Genomic DNA, 19,554 nt, shown 5'->3' on the forward strand with positions numbered 1-19,554 from the left:
ATTCGTGTTAAATTATAAGGAGATGTGATTAAAATGTACAAAAATCCAGAGACAAAGCAAGAACAATATGTAGGGTTTCCAATGAAGATGAACGCCTACGCACATGAAGGTTTATTTGTCGTGCAGAAAGATGAAAATGCTTTCATACTATATTTCATTCTAGGAAAGATGTCGCAAAACTATTGGACTTGGGGAAGTTTTGAAACAACGGTTGTGACGCTTAGTAAGCAATTTCCAATCAAGACCAAGGAGAGCGACAACAGGAAAGAGATCAAGCGCCTGTTGTTGGTCTTGCATGATAGAAGTTGGATTAAGATTACCTTCGATGAAGAATCGTTTGAGTATGATACGCTGCTTACGATTAGCATGGTGGACTTAGATAGTTCCCACGTCTTGGACGAAGTTCTTAGCGACAATTACAAGCATAGAGGTTATCAAAAGGTAACTCAGGAAATGTTTGACGCATGTAAAAACAATGCTAGGCACTTTAGAGCAATGATCTATGCTGAATGGCGTATGTTTCGTGATCATGATGATTTTGAGGGCAAATACCGCATCTCACTTGATGAATGGGAAAAAGCAATGGGAGTATCTCATGCAACAGCAGTGAAGTTGATCAAGGAACTTGATGAACTAAACCTAGTGGATAAAAAACGTGGTGCGATGTATCAAGACGTCTATGGCAAGCCAAAACGTGAAACTAATCAGTTTTCCGTAGTGAGCGAAAAAGAGCGTCAAAAGCGTGAGAAAAATACTGATACTAATGAGAGGGAAGAAACTTTGGCTAAAGAAGTGAATCGTCACTTGTCTTCTGCTGAAGCAATGGAAAATGTTACGGATGAACGCGTTCATGAAACAAACCTATTCAACCCAGACAGGAGCGTTTACTTAGATGCTTACGACATGTACGTATTCGTGACTACAAAATGCAAAGTTACTTTAGACCATGTAAATAAGCGATTAGACAAAATGAATGAGTCAAAGCCAGGAAAACGTAAAGAACTTATCGACTTAGGCAATAAGGAGAAATCGAGGCGTGACAAGGAGACTTCAGCTATTAAGATAGCTGAAGAAATGAGTAAATGCTATGTTAATCCTGAAGACCTCATAGCTGATGATGATTATGACGCACGTTATGCCCATTCTAAAGCAAATCGAGAAGCCAAGGAAGCAGAAGCAAAGAAACAGCAACTGGAAGAGTCAGCATCTTCATTAAGGGAAGATGAAATAGCAAGTTAATCTAATGGAACTTGCTGATAGTAGAACTAGAGTAGTTTTGGCTACTTTATATTGTTAATTCACAAGAGACATGTGATGTGTGCTGTGTGCGTAATGGTTCGATTGATTATCTGAGTATAGTTTTGAGTTAAATCTGACAAGAATTTATTTTTTTAAGTATAAATTCATGTCGAATTTAACTACGTTTTATACTCAAGTGAGTATAATTTTTGGTCAATAATGACATCGATTTATACAGTATAAACAAAAGAACTAAGAGAAAGAAAAAAACTTACCTAGAAACCCCTTCGGGGAGGGTTTGGTTTATTCTCGCTTACGCTCCCTGAAGGTCAAGACCTTAAAACCCTGTCGCTTCGCTCCTGTCGTGCCGTTGGCACTCTAGCATCTACACTTAGCTTGACTCGACCTTAGTGTATTCAATTTCTCAAGTGTCAGCATTTTAATAAACTGTTTAAAGGAAGTCACTTACCTTTATTTTCTATTCCTTCGTGGCGACAGCACTGATACGAGTGTTACGGCGTGGTTGAAACAATCTAGTTGTCTCAGATTCGATTTCAGGATCACTATCCAGTCCAGCTTCACTCATATCAAAGACAAGTTTAAGCTTATAAGAACGGTAGAGGGCTTCTTTAAGATAATCGTTGAACTAATTCTTCTATTGCCCTGAGAGATCCTTTGCCTTGTTTAGCATAATACTCCGTGTGAGCCTTTGCAGCCTGTAATGCATTGACAAAATATTCTTTCCCATAATCATTTAGAATGTTTAATAAGAAATACTCAGTCGCCCTAGTATTCATTGTTCGATGATATTCATTTCCTTGCATCATTTGACTAAAGTCATGAACATAGGCAAGTGCTGAGCCACGTCCCATCCCTGTGGCTGCAACAATTGCATCAAGGGCTTTACCAAGTTCGATTTGTTTATGATATACCTTTTTTGCATTATCATAAGAAACTTCAATCATTTGGTTAGTTATTGCTATACCCATTCTCTGTCATCCCCCACTTAGTCCAGTTCTAAAATGTATTTAGAGCTAATTTACGTTGGTAGAAAACTCACTTAACGTAGGCTGTGCCTTGTATGAGATTTTGAATTCTATGGATAGTGCTCTGATGTAGTTAAATAAAATTCTGAGTTTCGAGCGTTTGGAAATGTTAATAATTTCAAAATAATATATCTTATCTTAAACTATCAATTTTCTTTTTCAGGGTACGTAGTTAAGTCTTTAAGTACTTTAGCGATATAATCAAACTCATCTTCACTGAAAGGTTCATTGTGTTCAAGGAATAAATCCTCTCCGTTTGCATTTACATAAGATAAGAATGCTTCTTCATATGTAATGTTAAAATGATTACCTGATTCTTTGATCTCTTTGAATTTAAGAGAACTAAAGCCAAACTTGCTTCGAATTGACTTGATGTTGGAAAAGTGAATTTTGAGACCATCATAAGAGTAAATAACTGAAATTTTATCAGAAAGTTGGAAACATAATACCACGAGAAAATCTATATAACCCAGTAAATCAACTTGAGTAAGTATTTCTTCAAACATTTCTCTATCAATGTATTGGTTCTTAACTACATCAATTACTGAAGGTAACATTTTTTCGTTTTCCATAAAGGATTGATAATGAGAAGAGTAGAACTCGGTATGTTTGTAAGCTTCAATATTCTCCAAACCAATGTATCTTTCTACAAATTCTTGGGAGTATGGCTCAGTCAACATATCTCCAGTTCTTGTATAAATTTCTTCATCCATAAGTAACACTGGAAGTGGGTCGATAGCAAGTCTGAGTACAGCTATAGCTCCAATGCTTTTTTCAGTAAGTTTCGTAAATTCACTGTGGAACCTTGTCTTGTCTTTATTTTGATTTAAAGCATGATTTCGTGAAACGTAAAAGGTATTGAAGCCTAACTTGTGGACTATCTTGTTAAGGTGTTCTTTTACACTTTGAAGCTCTACGAAGTAACTAACCATTTGATTTCTCATGTCGGCAAAAACATTTCCATTTGTGTTCAAGAACTTTATCATCTGATTAAACATTGGAAATGTACTTTGAGCCTTCCATTTCTTCAATTCTTCTTCACGTTTCTCAGTTTCCAATTCCATTAGATAGACCATAGAGGTTGAAATTTCTATAGACTGCCTCAAGGAATAATAGGCACAATCAAAATAACCCATTTCATAAACAGATATCGAATTAACGATTAGTTGTACAGCTTCATGAATGAAGGTATTAGCAATTTGGGCATCAATACGACCTGTCCAACTACCTTCAATGTTGGAGAGATCACTAAAATATTGCTCTTTTTCATGAAGTTGATATGGAACCAGATTGATTTTTTCTCTATGTTCAATGAAAAAAGGCATTGCCGTACTCCTATCAACTTGTATTATGGTAGTATATGTATAGGTCATTATAACTATATTTGTTGATTTGTGGAATACAAGAAGTCATATATTAGCAGAATTCGAAGGAATAACCTCATTAGTAATCCATTTACGGAAACTCTTTGCTTCTGGTTTCTTGGAATCTAAAATCACATCGTACAATCCATCTTCGTTGACAATTGCTGTATTTTGCATTCTACCTAGAGAATCGGACATGAGGTGATTTGTAATCACCTCATCGTCTAATCTTCGTTTAATTCCTGCAACTTGATCAATCCCTAAAACTCCACATACATCATTCATGGTTCATGATAATCATCGCAGTTCTTACATATTGGAACAAAAAGCTATTAAAAGGAGGTAATGCAGTGGGAGTGGTCATTGGAAGAGGTATAAAGCTAATACTTATTGAATTAGGAGTTATATTCCCTGAACGTATTATAAACTTTGTATTACTCCCTTTGGCTATAATATTCTTAGGGTTACTCCTTATTGGTTGGATAAAATTTTTCATAGATCGACAAGTTTTGAAAAAGTGTAAACATGGAGTTCGTTATGGAATTGAGGAAGGGATTTGTGAAGATTGTTTCCAGAAGTCTGAGAATAACAAAAACACAAAGCGTCATGTTGAGGATGAAACTATAGTAAAGGTTAAAGAGACATTGAAAACAATACCTGGTATATGCAGATGTTGTGCGTTACCTGTGAAAATAAGATATCAACACCAACCTATACCTGAAGGAACAGAACTTAAATACGATCCCGAAGAAATTAAAGGTTGGCAGTATGAGTACAAGAAGGTAGTTCATTTAACACACTATTCACCACAAAAGTATTATCTTGATGTGTGTGACAATTGCTTCAAAGAAAGGGCAATTGGATTCGTTAAGGAAGTTAAATACGGCTCTTGGTTGGAGAGCTTTGGTAAGAGCCTCGGTATATTTTTTTGGGTAGTACTAATTATTTGGTTTTTTGATTTAGTGCAACTGACACCAGATACAATTTCCTGGATCGTTGTAAGCTTTTTTGGTGCCACGTTATATATTAGATACGTATATGATAGGGAAACTACGACTGCTAGTACAAAAGCTTCGAAAGCTGTGGATGAGTTTAATCGTGAAAGTGATGATATCACCAGAACATTAGCGTTAATTGATCGAATGGATAAAGAAGCTGATGAGGCTCGTGAAAGAATAAGAGTTCGTAATGCTAGTGGAATCAATGAAATTGATAAGATGTCAGGTATACAATTTGAACAAAGACTGGCAACATATTTTATTCATAAAGGGTTTATGGTGAAAACAACTGCCACAAGTGGTGATCATGGAGCTGATTTAATAATTGAAATTGGTAATAGAAGAATCGCAATTCAAGCCAAAAGGTATGGTAAACAAAGCGTAGGGAATAAAGCAATCCAAGAGGCGATTTCGGGAAGAATTATGTATGATTGCAATGAAGCTTGGGTTATTACAACGTCAACGTTTACAAAATCAGCATATGAGCTTGCTGACAAGGCAGATGTTAAGCTAATTGATCGTTCAGAGTTGATTAAGATGTTAGGAAATTCCCTAAGTACCGCAGCCACTTTATGATTTTTGATTCAATACAATACTTGAAGTGAGCGTAAAAGCTAATGAACACGTACGGAAATGCAGCAATAATGCTACTAACATAATTTTAATTAGGTAATCAAAACTCCTCAAGAGGCATGGAACAAACCAATCAGATGTAGCAAAAGTAGTAGGGAACATTTCTAGTCCAGCAGAAACAATTACGATTACTAATGTTCCTCAAGGAACCGCTTCAAATCCATTATTCTTGTTAATTGGAAACCATACTGGTACTGGTTAAAGTATCAGAGAATGGTTATACTATCGGCTAGACTGAAAGGAGGTGTGAAAATTGCGCGTCAGACCAATATTAATAGGGCTGGCTACACTTCTAGTGAGTTCATGCATTTTTATGGGAACAGTAAACGTTCTTGCTGCTGAGAATAACGTTAACAAACCTGCAACTGATACGGTAGAAGCTAATGTTCCAAAGTATGTTGCTGATCGTTTAGAACATCCCGATGTAATTTATACGGAAGATGGAAAGTATGAAAAGAAGCAACTGTCTGTATCACAATTTAATCAAGATGAAGTAGCGTATGACGCTACAAAGACAACTGCTGAAACAATGGCTATCGTTGATTATGGTGCTACCTACCTTAAAGTAAAAGATGATAATTAGTAGTAAAACAAAGTATAGCACCCCTTTCAAGAAGAGTAAGACAGGTGATGAAATAGTATTCTAGATTTAGTAAAGCGAAAGATAGCCCTTCTACACCTAATATGTGTAGGAGGGCTATTAATCGTTTGCGTTATATCTTAAACAATCCGCTCTCCACGATGTCATACCTAGGCTCAATCCATTGAAAGAGTCCATCCCCGCACTCTATTGTCTCAGGCATATCACAACCGCTTGCCCCTGCCCACCATAATACTTCATCGCTATTAGCTAAACGATAGTTTTCATGTTGTTGAGCTTCCTGTTTGTTGAATGTGATAGTTAGTTTCTTAGTCTTGATCCATGCTCCGTTGTGGAGAATTTCCTTTACAGAGCCCTCATAGGCATAAGCTGTTTTTACATTAGAAAATGTGATCGTCATGTCTAATTTAGTTTCGATATTTATCATTATTTAATCCCCCATTCCAAGTGTTGCCCCATATGTATCGGCTATATTACTAAACTTTGCGTGTAGATAAATAAGAATGTATACTAGGGCTGGCTGCTACATTATACCGATATCGGTATAATGTCAACTGCATATTTTCCAAAAAAATAGGGGGGAAACATATGAAATTAAGGATTAAGCTTCAGGATATCCTTACTGAAAGAAAAATGACTCAGGTTCAGTTGTCCAAGATATCTAATGTGACGCAAGCTAAGATATCTAATCTATGTAATAACAAATTCAAGGAACTCAACATTGGTATTATTGAGCGAATAGCGGCAGCATTGGAGATAGAAGATATTTCAGTGCTCATGCAATTGGAGAAGGTGGAAGTAGTTAAGGGGGATATTTAGGGCTTGTAGTGTTCAACCGCGCGATAGTGTTATAGATTCACGTTAACCTGTCTTATTTTGAAAAATGAAAATGTTGAAAACTCAAAAAAAAATTGCACTCTTACGTTAGCAATTCAGCGGCAGAGTGCAATTTTGCGTTCTCCAAGGAATCTGTAGATTCGGCGAAGAATATGGAATATGGTTGACTCACCTGAATAGATAAAATTCAAGTTTTATCTATATGATAAATCTTAACTGTCGAAACCCAAACCATCAACTTCTCCTTGTCTTATTTTCTGTTCTTTTCGCATCTTATAATCAAGCATAATTTTATTTTTGAGATTTACTTTCATGAAATTATTGCTTGTTTGCTCCATTATTGTCAGCTCACCTAGAAGGTTTAAATATTGTTGATCGTGTGTTTTTTTTGTGAAATAGTAATTTATTAGTTTGAATAAGATGTTGTCTTTAATAAATTTATTCTTAGATTTATTCATAAAGTCCCTAATATATTTTATATGCTCTGTTTTTTTTAAATCTGCAAAAATGAAAATAGATAAAAACACTTCGAGTTCAGAGAATGAAAGATTTTTTGAATAGAGTTTTTCCTTAATATCATCTTCCATAACAATTTCTAATTTAGATGAACCTACTAAATTAGAAACGCTAACTTGTTGTGCAAAAGGAAGTAAATTAAGTAAATACTCCATATTTTCAAGCTGAAGCTCCTCACTATATTCAGAAACCAGTATCTTGGCTAGAGCGATATAAATTGAAGTGCATTTTAATAAGCTCTGGTATGCTTGAGATTTCAAATTTCCATTGGTAGTTTCTTCTGTGTTTTTTAGAACTTTTGCAACTATTGTCCAACATATCTCCAAATCTTTATAAAAAGATCGTTTTTCTTCTTTCTTCTGAATTCCAACTTCTTTCGTAGCTCCGACTTCTAGTTTTCTATCGTTAATTATATCGACTTCATCATTTGTAGGTTTTTCTTTCTCTGACAAGGACTGAATCATTTCTTGATCCAAATTATTAACTAGATAAGATTTAGATTGAAAAATTTGATCTAAGTCTTTTAGTTGAGGCACATTCTCAGTTAGACTATTAAATTTTAGAATCATTCGATCCATAACATCAGTTAAAATGGTTTCCTCATCTCTTTTTAATCCAGTATAATACTCAATTTCATCTTCGAAATTTAAGTAGCTCTCCTCTGAAAGTACTAATTCTTTGAAGGGAGGGTTGAAATCCATATTTTTCATTAAAAAATATTTGAAGAAACAATTGAATCTAAAACTTAAATAGTAAACTCCACTGTCAAATTCATCTATAAAAATACCTACTTCTTCAAATTCTTTTAATAATTCTTCTGCTTTAAACTGGAATTTTCGAGATCTTAAATATTCGTCAATAAATTGAATGATTTGGATTCTTTCTAATCTGTAATTTGTTAAGTCATTTTCGTACATTATGTATGCAATTTCTGCTAGTAATCTTTGTTTATTTCTATAGTCGAATTTTTCAGAATAAATTTCTTGAGGGTTATGTTTTTCGAAAAGGATTTCTATGAAATTTTCAAGCATAGTAGCATTATTGATAGGAGTATAGTTAGGTTGGAATTCAATAATACTTAAAAACATTGATACTGCTAGGGGAGTGCTTGGAATGTTCAATTTACTTAAAATTTTAATCATATCATCTAGATTTTCATAATTATTATAAGTTTCATTTTTCGAGAACCAATTCTGAATTAAATTTCTGATTTGTTTAGATTTAAAGGGATTGATTTGAACTACAGTAAATTTACTGAGTACTGGAAAATCCTTTAATTCTATAGGTAAGTCAGATGCAATTAGCGAATTAGCAGTGGCTATTATCTGGACTTTCGAATTTTCGGTAATAAATTCCTCTAAACGTTTTAGTTTATGAGTTTTTCTGTAAGTGGGAGTAATATTATCGAGTAAAAGTACAATTTCTTGATGATCAAGAATTTCACTTACTTCACGTACAGATATTCCTAAAAATCTAGAAATATCAGTCTCAAATCTAGAGTTTGGGGATTCATCTAAATTGATTAAGATAGGTATTTTATTATAGATAGTTTCATTATCAATAAAATCTACCAATAATTTATCTAAAAGTATAGTTTTTCCTGATTCTTTGTCACCTACTAATATAATGCTAGCATTATTTGTACAGATATCTTTTAAATCATAAATTTTTTCATTCTCTTTTTTTTGTTCTTTCAGTTTTTCATTGGTTCTTGGATGGGTTAAATGGGGTAGGACAAAAAGCTCATGGATTTTCTTTGGAGCTTTTGTGTTAGTACGATAACTAAGTAAATGTTCATCGATCTGAATCAGTCGCTCCTCTCTAATTAGTTCACATAAATCATTTTTTTTTTGCGCAAAACTTAAGGCACTTTTATTAGGAAGTCCATAAATTACTTTGCCTTCTTTGTCACCTGCATCTGTGTTTGGGTCAAAACTCTCCTTTGTATGATTATACCTACGATTGCTTAAGATTATTTGATCTGAGGTGTAGTCAAGTATTGAGTAACCATTTGAAAATGTACGGTCATTAGTTCTTACGTTCTCACCTAAATTTGAGGGAGCAACAGATATGAATAGATTTCCAGCCATTGAGGTTCTGTAAGAACTTTCACCTTCATGAACATGCCCACAAAACATAACGTTGTATGATCTTGAAATTTTTTGTTCAATAATCTTTTTTTCAAAAGGAGCTAGCCAATCAAAGGGGTGATGAATCATTGCAATTTTAAGATCACAATCATTAATTGAATTAGTACCAATAAGTACTTGTCGCTCACCAACAAGTATACGACCCTTATCCTCTTGACTCTCCCAACATCGCCATGCGGAATTGAAACAACTAATGCCAATCTTAATGTTATTAATAGAGTATTTATAGGTTGATACAAAGTTAGAAATACTATGTTGTGTTCCTTCAAAATATTCTCTTTCAAAATTTTTGAATTGTTTTATACGCTGGGAACCCTCAAGTTTGTTTTCATCTATATATGCATTAACTTCTTCTACAGTTGTTAAAAGATTGTACAGCCCAGACTCTAGTAATTTTGAATCTAATTTCTTATTAATATCGTGATTACCTGGAACAAAAAGGAACCTGTCCTTGGGCAAACTCAAGGCATTAAGAATAGGTGTTATTACGGTATCTTCAAATGAGTAAAAGGCGAATTCAATATCCCAGCCAAATCCTTTTCCTCCTTTATCGACCAAATCTCCAGTGTATAGAATAAAATCGATGTTTTTTTCAGTATTTAACTCAACTAAATCGTTAATTAAAGGTTTCATGCAATAATTTTCGAAATCGACTTTGTTATCAGAGAGATGGAAATCTGATAAATGCACAAATCTTAACACGTCAACAACTCCTTGGAAATTTTTTGAATATCATAAGATGGATATTAATAGAATAAATTAATATTAGTAGGGATACAAGGAATATAATTTATAGTTTATGAATATTACCCTTTTTGGGGATTTTTTCGATAAATATTATTATGTCTTTCAAATCCTATACATTTTGAACCGATACATTATCCATCATCAGATGTGTTTCAAAATGTATAATTAATATATTTGAAATGTTTCATATTAATGATATACTTATTGACATATTATATGTGTCAAGGAGGATGATGAAATGAAGATTGGCTATGTGCGAGTCTCCACCAAAGATCAAAATACCCAACGCCAAATCAATAAGATGAAGGAGTTGGGTATCGAGGAGCGATATACATTCATCGACAAGGCAAGCGGTAAAGATTTTGACCGACCACAATATCAAGCATTACGACTTGTGATCCGTGAGGGTGATCTAATATACATAGATGCATTGGATAGATTAGGAAGAGATTACGAAGGAATCATTCGTGAATGGAAGTACATCACACGTGAAGTCAATGCGGATATTGTTGTACTTGAAAATGAAACGCTATTTGATAGTCGTAAGTTTAAGAACATGGGTGACTTGGGGAGATTGATGGAAGATCAATTTTTGAGTCTACTTAGCTATGTGGCTGAGCAGGAACGAAAAAAGACGAAACAAAGACAAGCCGAAGGAATAGAAGTTGCCTTGAGCCAAGGAGTCAAGTTTGGAAGACCAAAGAAAGAGATCAACGAAGAATTTATAGTTGTATATAACGAGTGGAAGTCGGGTGGGATCACCGCTGTTGAAGCAATGAAAAGAGTAGAAATGAAGCCGAATACGTTCTATAGAAGAGTAAGCGACTACGAAAATGTAAAATAAAGTTTTAGACTACTTATTATACTAACTGAAAGATGAAACAAATAAAACAAACTATTGGAAACTCATATAACGATACTTGAGGAGAAGGAAACCCATTACGAATGCAGAATTTATTAATATGACGGCTTGGTGATAACTTATTAAGAAGTTCAGGCAACAACCATCATCCGTTACTAACATAAAGGTGGCGGAATACATGGAAATCCAAAACATCAGCATAGGGAAAACCTCTCAAATGAATGATGAAGTTGAATTTATTTTAGAACATGAAGCACGATCTATACGCATTAAATCTACACGGTCATCTAAAGGTTGGAACGTTTACTACTACGCAGTAAATGGAATTTGGATACCGAAAAAAGGGAAGTTAAAGGATATTATTTATAGAGAAATTGGGGCTAAGTTTGATGGAACAAGAGAGAAATTCATAGAGGGTGTGTGGCAGAAGGGTATGACTATTTAATAATAATAGAAAAATCTAAAGCATATTTTAGTGTTGGAGTCTTCATAATGAAGACTTTTTTAAATTTTAAGAATGAGAGGGGGGATAGTTAAAACTTCTAAAAAAATTTTGATAACTCGTAAGGTAGGGGGCTCTTCAGGGCGGCGCAGATGTAATATATTACATGGGTTATATTTACAATTATATTCTCTTCTGATATAGTATAGTTAAGAAATGATTATAAAAACTCAATATACTACCAAACGCAGAAGCACTGCTAATTCTTAGACGTTTAGTCTTTGATTTAGTATGTGCTTTTTTTTCGTTTGTAAGGAAGGAGTGATAAAAATGATAGGTCAGAAGATTACGAGCAATAACGAGTTGCTACGATGTAAAGAACAGCAACAGATTTTAGAGATTTGGGTGAATGGTGAATTAGAGGAGAGATGCTTAATCGCTAGTTTTAACGAGGAAACAATTAGAACGATGCAAGGATGTTACTATCCACGTAGTAATATTACTCTGCTAAAAGGTAAAGCGACGAAGGTCTATGAATTTAAAAATTGATAACATATTGAAACGCTGGATAAATATTGTTCGTAACGTAGGTATAGTTAACTTTATTAATGGAGGAATAGAAATGGACAAACAATTAACCCCAAGAAGAATTATTGCTTTGATAATGATAGTAATCGGTTTGTTTCTGTATATTGACGGTAGGGATCTAAAAGTGACAGCGGACAATACTATGAGTTATATAACGGAACCAGCTATTAAAGTAATCAATAACCCTGAATCATTTTCTAACTTTGATGCTGAAAGGCATCTTAAAACTTCAGTATCTGGGATGGTGGATTTGAGCGTGGATATGTTTAAATTTGTAGGTGAAGTAGAAACTGGAATAGGAGCAATCTTCGTAGGCTCTATTCTATTATTTGTCCGCACAACAGAATGGGAGAAAGAGTTTTATAAAAAAGCAGCTTCGTTTTTCTTACCATAAAAAGATGGGAGAGAAGGCATTTGGATAAATCATCCGAATGCCTTTTTATTTAGTATTGTGTCCGATTAGATTGATTCTGTCTTTCAAATTCTATCTCCACGAGTCTCACTAAATCAGAAGGGTTCATACCTAGTCCTTTTGCAATATCAAACAAGCTAGTCAGAGTAGGTTGGTATTTTCCGTTTTCAAGTTCTGAAATATAGCTACGTTCCAATGTGCTATCTGCAGCGAGTTGGGCTTGGGTAATATTCTTGTTAATACGAAGACTTTTTATAACTTTTCCGAATACAGCTTCAAGTGGCAAAGGAAAGACTCCTTTTACACCTATTATCCGAAATATTGAACGCTTTTAATGTCTGGTATACTCGACAAATAGGAATATTATAGAATATAATTATTTAAATAGAACTTATGGAGGGGTAAAAGTGAGAAAGGTAATATTAGGTTTATTTTTTTGTGTAGTATTAATATCAGGGTGCTCATCTCAAATGAAAGAAAAGCCAGCTGACATCAGTCAAGATATATGGAATGAGAGTATCCAATACGCAATCATGGCGGATCAGTTCAAAGAGGTAGATGGTGATATTGATTTAGTCGATTTAATGGCGGATGCAGGGAAATTAAAATATTTAAAAGATCAAAATACGAATGAGCAAGAACTAACTAATAATGTACGTAATATGGTAGTTGGGAAGTTTGAAGAATACTATGGGTATGAAAATGGAGTGAAGAATTTTAAAGAGGCGAGAAAAGCTGTTGTAAGTATTATTGGTGAAGGGATGTTAAATAAGAAGAATCTGAAGGACGATTATGCGAATGGAATAAGTAAAAAGTTGGACGCAGCGGAAGATAAACCTGAGGGGTACTCATACAAAAAAGCCTACCAAGATGAGCATCGACTAAAAGCTAAGGACGTCCAGTATGACATGAAAAATAATTTGGATAAGGACTTCGTTGTGGAAGGAACAGCTACCATTAATGATTATTATAATTATGGGTTTGGTAGCGATATTGAAGCTAAATATTTTTGTGCTAGGGTAATTCCTGACGATGGATCAGACAGTTGGTACTTGTATTTCCATAGAGATAGTTTCAAGGATTTATTTGAATCTTTGAAATCCAAAGATATTCATGTAACTACAGTATCTAAAATTCCTAGTAATAGGTATGAAGAGGGTCAAGGCAACATGGCGGAGGTTCAAAAAGTGAATTGGAGTCACTAAATTAAGCCAAAAAAGTCAAGGGTAAAATTCTTGACTTTTTTGTGTTTATAAGGAAAATTATATCAAAGTGGTATAATATTATTGGATATTAGTGATATTTCATTTGTATAAATGGAATGGAAGGGGTTTATGTTGATGTGTGGATCTTTAAAAGATGACGTTGTGATTAAAAATACTGATGCTTTTGGAAGTATAGCTGGGTATCATATACAAGTTTACAAAGCTGTGGAGCTCGTAACTACCCTTACCCATAATGGTGACTCTGTGGGACTAGAGTGTGGGGCAGACATTGGTTGTTTTTTTGAAGATGGTACAAAAAAATCCTGGGAAGTTAAATTTTATAAAAGGGAATTCTCAGAAAATCATGAAGAGATTATTAAAACAATTTACAATTTTTACTTGAATAATGCAGACAGTGAGAAGTTGAGTTTTACTACCAATTCTTCAATAAATAAGGCTGGTTTTTATAAAGACTGGAGTTTGGAAAAGAAAATTGAATACATAAAAAATTGTTTATTGAGATATTGTGTAAGTAATATAGAAAAATATAAAAAAAATTTCGAAAAATATATGGAAGTGCATAATCTAAATAAAAAAAAGGCATTGAAGGAAATTCTAAAAGTTATGAATAATGAAGACAAAGTAATAGAAAATTACTTGTTTATTAATGAGGATATTGATATTTCTCAATTTGCAAAAAAAATTGAATTTATATTTGAAAATAAAGATCAATTAGATTCATATGAGAATTTAAAGCTAAAAGCGGTTATATCGTTGCGGAATTTTATCAAAACCCAAACAGACTACCAAATAGAGGAAAGTGTATTGTTACCTATTACTCATAAATTAGCAGACGAATTTTACGAAACTTGTGTTCGAAATAATTCGATAGACAGAAGAACATTAAAGGAAATTGATTATCAGGACTATAAGAAGATTACTATAGAAAAATTAAAAGCTATAATAGGTAATTACGAGAAATATGTTGATAAATATTCAACTGATATAGTTATGAAAAAGCTTTTAGATGAACTGGAAGAACTGAAAATTGAAGAATTAATTGCTGATTATAATGAAGAAAGAATACTTTTCATTGAATACAGTTCAAAACAGAAGAAATACGATCCAATGTTTGTAAAAGAATGGGTTGAGGAGAAGAAAATAAAGTTTACAGATAACATTGAGCTACAATCTTTTTTAGAGAGGTTTTTCTGGTACTGTGAGGGTTTAGATTTTATAGGTTACATAATAACAAAAGATATTACTACTATAGATGTGCATGAATGTAAGCTTTTTATAACAAGTAATAATGGACAAGTGTTGCCTATGGAAAATAATAATTTATATGATATACAGAAAATAAAGGTGTTTATTGAAAAGAATAAGAAAGAAAGTAATACAGGCATTGAATTAGCAATTATTAAAAATAAATCTTTTTCAAACTTGTTACATAGCAAAAATCCATTTATACAAATCGAAAGAAGTAATAGATCTGGGATTTCATTATGCGAATATATAAATAAAAGTATCGGATTTAGGGATGATATGGAAGACAGTGATGAAAATGATGAACTAGAAACTATACTGAAAAAAATTATTTTAGATAAAGGTAATAGTTTAATAATTGGCGATGTAAGTACTAACAAAACTTTACTTCTGAATGCTTTACTACATGAAATAGATAATTCACAAAGTATAATTCATCTATACGAGAATGAGGTTTTCAAACCTTCTGATGATAAAAACATAAACAACTTTCTGATTTCTGATATCGAAACAAGTGAAAAAGAAAATAGAATAAAGGAATTAAAACCAGTAATTTCAAATTTTAATTATAAATTTTTCAATTTAGATAATTATCATTGTATTTCAAATAGTGTTCTAGACACAGTACTAAGTTTTTATGAACATAAAAAAGGTTGTTACGCTGCACTGAAGTATTCAGTACCTGGAAAAAATCAAATAAATTCATTTTTAGAGACTCTATCTCTTATGTATTCAATGCATAATAAAATCCTTGAATTTAAATATGTTGAATATTTAATTATAATTAATAGCGTCAAGAATACTAAGTCAGATAGTTATATAGACATTATTGATTCGATTTACCATAATATTTCATGCGGTGAATCATGGAGCAAAATATTTCAATTTAAATACCCTTGGGATTCAAAAATGTAAAAAGAGCTTCGTTCAAGTAGTGAACTTTGTCTATTAATGAGTCAAAGTTCACTACTTGAAAGGGAGCTTTTTTATTTGTCCAAAGTATTTATTAACCTATTTTATAAACATGCTACAGGCGATGAACACTGGACACGATGGAAGCTTGTCAACAGGGCATAGTAACAGCGCGCACGATATGGTCAGTCGACTGGAGACGATGGTGTTAAGTGCTGCGGACCTGCCAGTAACGGTTGTTCGTCAGCAGATCTCATCGGCGATTGATATATTCGTACACTTATCCAGGCTCCGTGATCGTTCTAGGCGAGTGATGGAGATTAGTGAGGTTGCAGGCCTGAAAGATGGAGAAGTGGTCTTGAACCCTCTATATGAATTTCGAGAGTCCGGTGAACGAGAGGGCCGGGTACAAGGAGGGCTGGTTTCTTGCGCAAACCCGCTTATGCATACAGCAAAGCTTAGAATGGCTGGTGTAACCTCCTATCCGTTATCACAGGCTGGATTCTGAATTCTTAAAGGGGGAAGAGGTAGTGCTTAAGATTAAGTTTGCTGCTGAAAAGCCTAAGAAAGCTGATTCCAGAGGCCATTCATTATTGCCGGATTATACGGTATACGAGTTGACCTTGGTACAGAAAACTCTGGCTATTGCAGTAGGTGGTTTGCTGCTGTTTGGAGTGGGATATCTTTTTTATCATCATTGGATACTGTCGTTACTACTTATGCCAGGTGGGCTGTATGCACCTCGTATGCTGCGTAATTATTTGCTGAAAAGACGCCGGAGTATGCTTAATTTACAGTTTAAACAGACGTTATTTTCATTGTCTTCCTCACTGTCAGCAGGGCGAGCGGTTGAGAATGCTTTCCGGGAAGCGGTCCAAGACTTACGTATGCTGGACCCGGAGGGGGGCGGCGATATGATCTCGGAGCTAAATATTATCTGTACGCGTATGGAATACGGTCAGCCAGTGGAGGAAGCGCTTCGGGATTTCAGTGAAAGAGCAGGAATGGAAGATATTGAGCGGTTCGCTGACGTGTTCACTGTATGTAAACGTACAGGCGGTGATCTGGTAGAAGTAGTGCGCCGTACGTCTACGATTATTGGAGAGAAGCTGGATATTCAGCAAGATATTACTGTAAGCATTTCACAGAAGAAATTCGAAGCGAAAGCGCTGTTAATATCTCCACTAATTATGGTGATCTTTATGAGTTTGACTGCAGGAGACTATATGCAGCCCATATAATCGAAGGACGTAAAAAGTCTTGCTGTTGTTGTGTTTTGTGAATTGTATACCCACGATTTACCCACAAATCATATTAAACCATCCATCAGAGCATCGAGTTTATCAACGGCTTCTCGTCGTTTTGATTTTGTTACATGAAGGTACACTACTTCCGTGATCTGATTTTTCTTATGACCTAATAGCTTTTGGATCGCAGGAAGTTCCACTCCAGCTTCAGCCATTAAACTGGTGTATGTGTGTCGAAGTGAGTGGGGAGTTATAGTTTCTGGTAAATTAGCTTCACGGATTATTTTCTTCATATATTCAGCTAATCTTATTGGAGAGATGGGCATTCCTGGCAATTTTCGGTCATTCACAAAAACGAATTCTTCTTTTTCGTAATATTCGTGACGGCGGGACATTTTAAACTCATTGCGCCAAGCTTCTTGTTTTTTTAATATCTTTATCACTGAATCTCCAATGTCAACTTTTCGAATAGAAGATTTAGTTTTAGGTGTACCGAGGATATATTTTTCTATTCCTTCTGGATGGTACAAGGTTTTAGTTATTGATATTTTTTTATTGACATAATCTATATCTGACGTTTTTAAAGCACATAATTCACCGATTCGCAGCCCGGTATAAGACAAGGTAAATAGAGCGTGGAATCTTTGTACATCACCTTCACCCATAGCAGTTCTTAAAAATAATCCTAATTCTTCTTTTTCTAGGTATTTAGGCAACTCTCCTCCGTTCTCTAATTCTTGAACAGTTATCTCAAATACGGGCATTTCAGCTCGCTCTGTAGGGTCTGTTTCAATTACTTCTAACTGTAAAGCTGTTTTGTACATTAATTGAACAGCAACATGTGCAAGAGATATGGTGCTGTAAGAGTATCCTTGATCTTTTAAATCATTAAGCATCGTTTGGTATTGTAGTGTGCTTAAGTCGCGTAATTTAATGCCACCAATTTTATTTTTGATTCTTTGAAGGCTTTCTCTTCGAATATCAACCGTCCGAGGCTTTACTCGACCTGATACTTTGTAAATTTCAATCCATTTATCAGCCCATTCAGAGATTGTTAGGTTAGTTTCATCAATATATCCACCAGTTCTTAGTTTGTGTTCTATAATCAGACCTGCCTCATAGGCCTTTTTAGCTGTAGGGTAACTGATAGTTTCTTTTTGAACACGTTTACCAGTAGTTGGATCTGTTACATCGTAACGGTAGGTGAATAATCCATTTCTTGATCTAACTTTAGGGTACTTCTTTATCATCTAGTTTTCACCTCCTTCACGAGATATTTCGTTTTAAAAGCCTTAACAGTATTAAAAATCTACAATTAATCTTCAAACATTAATGCTACACCTAAAGGATCGAAATAGATTAGATGTTTTCCATCAAAGCTATGGTAAAGCCCGTGTTTTTCTATGTAATAAGAAATTGCATTATCAAGAAATCTTTCTGTAATACCGAGATGTTCTGCGAATTCAAATCGATTTCTGACACCAGCATTAAATGCAGATACAAAAGAAGTTAAAGGTACCAATTTTTGATATGCCCATTTTTTTCCATAGTATTCTTGCTTTCGCTTAACGATATTTTTTTGATCAAGTATATTACCGAAAGAACTATGGTGATGCCCGATTTCTTCTGCAAGAATACAATTTTTTTCCGCAGTTGTATGAATTGCCGCTGGGTTTAGGATGATAACACCGTCAACATATAAACCTTTAAGGTTTAAGTTTTTGAAGGAATGATTTATTACTTCTATGCCTTCAGATTCTGCTTCTAGTAACAAACCTTCAAACATTGACTTCACCCTTTATTTACGTATTGATTTAATGTATTTTGCATATTTCAAAATCTCCTGGAGCTCTTCTTCCGTGTAATCTTCGCCATCAAAGTGGGCAGCGATCGTATCAGGAAGTTCATCTCCCACCAAATCCATACCACCATCCTCGATGATATTACTTTTTTTGAGATTGAAACGTTTTGCGATTTTTTCGATTGCACCCATACGAGGTTCTTTGACGCCGGTTTCCCATGCTGAAACGGCTCTATTTGTTACATCTGCAATCTCAGCTAAGTCTTGTTGTGTGAGTCCATATCTTTCTCGAATAATTTTAATGTTTTCAGCGATACCCACGTCATCACTCCGCTCTATATATTGTCATGAGTATACAATATATGTCGATGAAAATCAACTTAAAGGTTGAATATTGTGGTAAATTGGTATTGACAATCTACTTAGAGTGGAATACTATGGCAATATCACCGAGAAAGGAGGTGCCGAAATTGGAAGATAAGCCAAACATACTCCATATGAGGTTAACCCCTAAGCAAGCTAGGCTAATAAGTGGACTAACCCAACAGGATTTAGCTGTAAAAACAGGAGTGCATAGACATACGATTATGAAGTGGGAGAGAGACCCTGATACGATGATGGTAGGGCAGGCAAAGATGTTTGCTAAAGCGGTGGGGAGGGGAGTAGATGAAATTGATTTTTTTTGACT

The 19,554-nt window shown here is 34.4% G+C and carries 20 protein-coding genes and 1 pseudogene; 12 read left to right on the forward strand and 9 right to left on the reverse strand.

Annotated features, from left to right (window positions below):
• Positions 1–33 precede the first annotated feature (33 nt).
• On the forward strand, positions 34–1,239 hold the full coding sequence (locus MKX41_RS30520; protein ID WP_340974491.1) for a hypothetical protein: 1,206 nt from the start codon (positions 34–36) through the stop codon (positions 1,237–1,239).
• A gap of 629 nt (positions 1,240–1,868) precedes the next feature.
• On the opposite strand, the gene MKX41_RS30525 is transcribed toward MKX41_RS30520, so the two are convergent.
• The 3 genes from MKX41_RS30525 to MKX41_RS30535 form a co-directional block, all read right to left on the reverse strand.
• A complete protein-coding gene (locus tag MKX41_RS30525) occupies positions 1,869–2,228 on the reverse strand; it encodes a hypothetical protein (protein WP_340974492.1) in 360 nt (119 codons plus the stop codon).
• A gap of 203 nt (positions 2,229–2,431) precedes the next feature.
• The gene (locus MKX41_RS30530) at positions 2,432–3,610 is read right to left on the reverse strand and encodes a hypothetical protein (RefSeq protein WP_340974493.1); all 1,179 of its coding nucleotides are present in this window, start codon (positions 3,608–3,610) and stop codon (positions 2,432–2,434) included.
• Between the two features lie 84 nt (positions 3,611–3,694).
• Positions 3,695–3,934: a BRO-N domain-containing protein gene (locus MKX41_RS30535; protein WP_340974494.1), complete on the reverse strand. Its 240-nt coding sequence runs from the start codon at positions 3,932–3,934 to the stop codon at positions 3,695–3,697.
• Between the two features lie 65 nt (positions 3,935–3,999).
• Here MKX41_RS30535 and MKX41_RS30540 point away from each other — a divergent pair, with 65 nt between their 5' ends.
• Both MKX41_RS30540 and MKX41_RS30545 read left to right on the forward strand, forming a co-directional pair.
• Complete coding sequence (locus MKX41_RS30540; RefSeq protein WP_340974495.1) at positions 4,000–5,223, forward strand: restriction endonuclease; 1,224 nt, start codon at positions 4,000–4,002, stop codon at positions 5,221–5,223.
• A 310-nt stretch (positions 5,224–5,533) separates the two neighbouring features.
• Entirely contained in the window at positions 5,534–5,863 is a 330-nt protein-coding gene (locus MKX41_RS30545; RefSeq protein ID WP_248548431.1) for a hypothetical protein, read from the forward strand.
• 130 nt (positions 5,864–5,993) lie between these two features.
• Here the strand turns inward: MKX41_RS30545 and MKX41_RS30550 are convergent, their stop codons facing one another.
• Entirely contained in the window at positions 5,994–6,308 is a 315-nt protein-coding gene (locus MKX41_RS30550) for a hypothetical protein (protein WP_340974496.1), read from the reverse strand.
• A 161-nt stretch (positions 6,309–6,469) separates the two neighbouring features.
• Here MKX41_RS30550 and MKX41_RS30555 point away from each other — a divergent pair, with 161 nt between their 5' ends.
• Positions 6,470–6,700, forward strand: a complete 231-nt coding sequence (locus MKX41_RS30555; RefSeq protein ID WP_340974497.1) for a helix-turn-helix domain-containing protein — start codon at positions 6,470–6,472, stop codon at positions 6,698–6,700.
• Between the two features lie 230 nt (positions 6,701–6,930).
• On the opposite strand, the gene MKX41_RS30560 is transcribed toward MKX41_RS30555, so the two are convergent.
• Positions 6,931–10,086 (reverse strand): metallophosphoesterase, encoded by a 3,156-nt coding sequence (locus MKX41_RS30560; RefSeq protein ID WP_340974498.1) that lies wholly within the window; start codon positions 10,084–10,086, stop codon positions 6,931–6,933.
• 283 nt (positions 10,087–10,369) lie between these two features.
• Between MKX41_RS30560 and MKX41_RS30565 the strand changes: the two genes are divergently transcribed.
• From MKX41_RS30565 to MKX41_RS30575, 3 genes are all read left to right on the forward strand, one after another.
• Positions 10,370–10,975 carry a recombinase family protein gene (locus MKX41_RS30565; protein WP_340974499.1) on the forward strand — a complete coding sequence of 202 codons (606 nt, stop codon included), beginning with the start codon at positions 10,370–10,372 and terminating at the stop codon, positions 10,973–10,975.
• Positions 10,976–11,171: 196 nt separating this feature from the next.
• Positions 11,172–11,438: a hypothetical protein gene (locus tag MKX41_RS30570; protein WP_340974500.1), complete on the forward strand. Its 267-nt coding sequence runs from the start codon at positions 11,172–11,174 to the stop codon at positions 11,436–11,438.
• 619 nt (positions 11,439–12,057) lie between these two features.
• Entirely contained in the window at positions 12,058–12,417 is a 360-nt protein-coding gene (locus MKX41_RS30575) for a hypothetical protein (protein ID WP_340974501.1), read from the forward strand.
• A gap of 49 nt (positions 12,418–12,466) precedes the next feature.
• On the opposite strand, the gene MKX41_RS30580 is transcribed toward MKX41_RS30575, so the two are convergent.
• Entirely contained in the window at positions 12,467–12,721 is a 255-nt protein-coding gene (locus MKX41_RS30580; RefSeq protein ID WP_340974502.1) for a helix-turn-helix domain-containing protein, read from the reverse strand.
• Between the two features lie 121 nt (positions 12,722–12,842).
• Here MKX41_RS30580 and MKX41_RS30585 point away from each other — a divergent pair, with 121 nt between their 5' ends.
• From MKX41_RS30585 to MKX41_RS30600, 4 genes and pseudogenes are all read left to right on the forward strand, one after another.
• Entirely contained in the window at positions 12,843–13,640 is a 798-nt protein-coding gene (locus MKX41_RS30585; RefSeq protein WP_340974503.1) for a hypothetical protein, read from the forward strand.
• A gap of 135 nt (positions 13,641–13,775) precedes the next feature.
• On the forward strand, positions 13,776–15,821 hold the full coding sequence (locus MKX41_RS30590) for a hypothetical protein (RefSeq protein WP_340974504.1): 2,046 nt from the start codon (positions 13,776–13,778) through the stop codon (positions 15,819–15,821).
• Between the two features lie 103 nt (positions 15,822–15,924).
• Positions 15,925–16,326: pseudogene (locus MKX41_RS30595) on the forward strand (ATPase, T2SS/T4P/T4SS family); the annotation flags it as partial.
• A gap of 31 nt (positions 16,327–16,357) precedes the next feature.
• Positions 16,358–17,059 (forward strand): type II secretion system F family protein, encoded by a 702-nt coding sequence (locus MKX41_RS30600; protein WP_340975131.1) that lies wholly within the window; start codon positions 16,358–16,360, stop codon positions 17,057–17,059.
• 68 nt (positions 17,060–17,127) lie between these two features.
• On the opposite strand, the gene MKX41_RS30605 is transcribed toward MKX41_RS30600, so the two are convergent.
• The 3 genes from MKX41_RS30605 to MKX41_RS30615 form a co-directional block, all read right to left on the reverse strand.
• Positions 17,128–18,315 (reverse strand): tyrosine-type recombinase/integrase, encoded by a 1,188-nt coding sequence (locus tag MKX41_RS30605; RefSeq protein ID WP_340974505.1) that lies wholly within the window; start codon positions 18,313–18,315, stop codon positions 17,128–17,130.
• A gap of 65 nt (positions 18,316–18,380) precedes the next feature.
• On the reverse strand, positions 18,381–18,851 hold the full coding sequence (locus tag MKX41_RS30610) for an ImmA/IrrE family metallo-endopeptidase (protein ID WP_340974506.1): 471 nt from the start codon (positions 18,849–18,851) through the stop codon (positions 18,381–18,383).
• Between the two features lie 12 nt (positions 18,852–18,863).
• Positions 18,864–19,187: a helix-turn-helix transcriptional regulator gene (locus tag MKX41_RS30615; RefSeq protein WP_340974507.1), complete on the reverse strand. Its 324-nt coding sequence runs from the start codon at positions 19,185–19,187 to the stop codon at positions 18,864–18,866.
• A gap of 149 nt (positions 19,188–19,336) precedes the next feature.
• Here MKX41_RS30615 and MKX41_RS30620 point away from each other — a divergent pair, with 149 nt between their 5' ends.
• Entirely contained in the window at positions 19,337–19,552 is a 216-nt protein-coding gene (locus MKX41_RS30620; RefSeq protein WP_340974508.1) for a helix-turn-helix transcriptional regulator, read from the forward strand.
• Positions 19,553–19,554 lie beyond the last annotated feature (2 nt).

Source organism: Paenibacillus sp. FSL R5-0475, from assembly GCF_038004585.1.
Lineage (GTDB): Bacteria > Bacillota > Bacilli > Paenibacillales > Paenibacillaceae > Paenibacillus_AQ.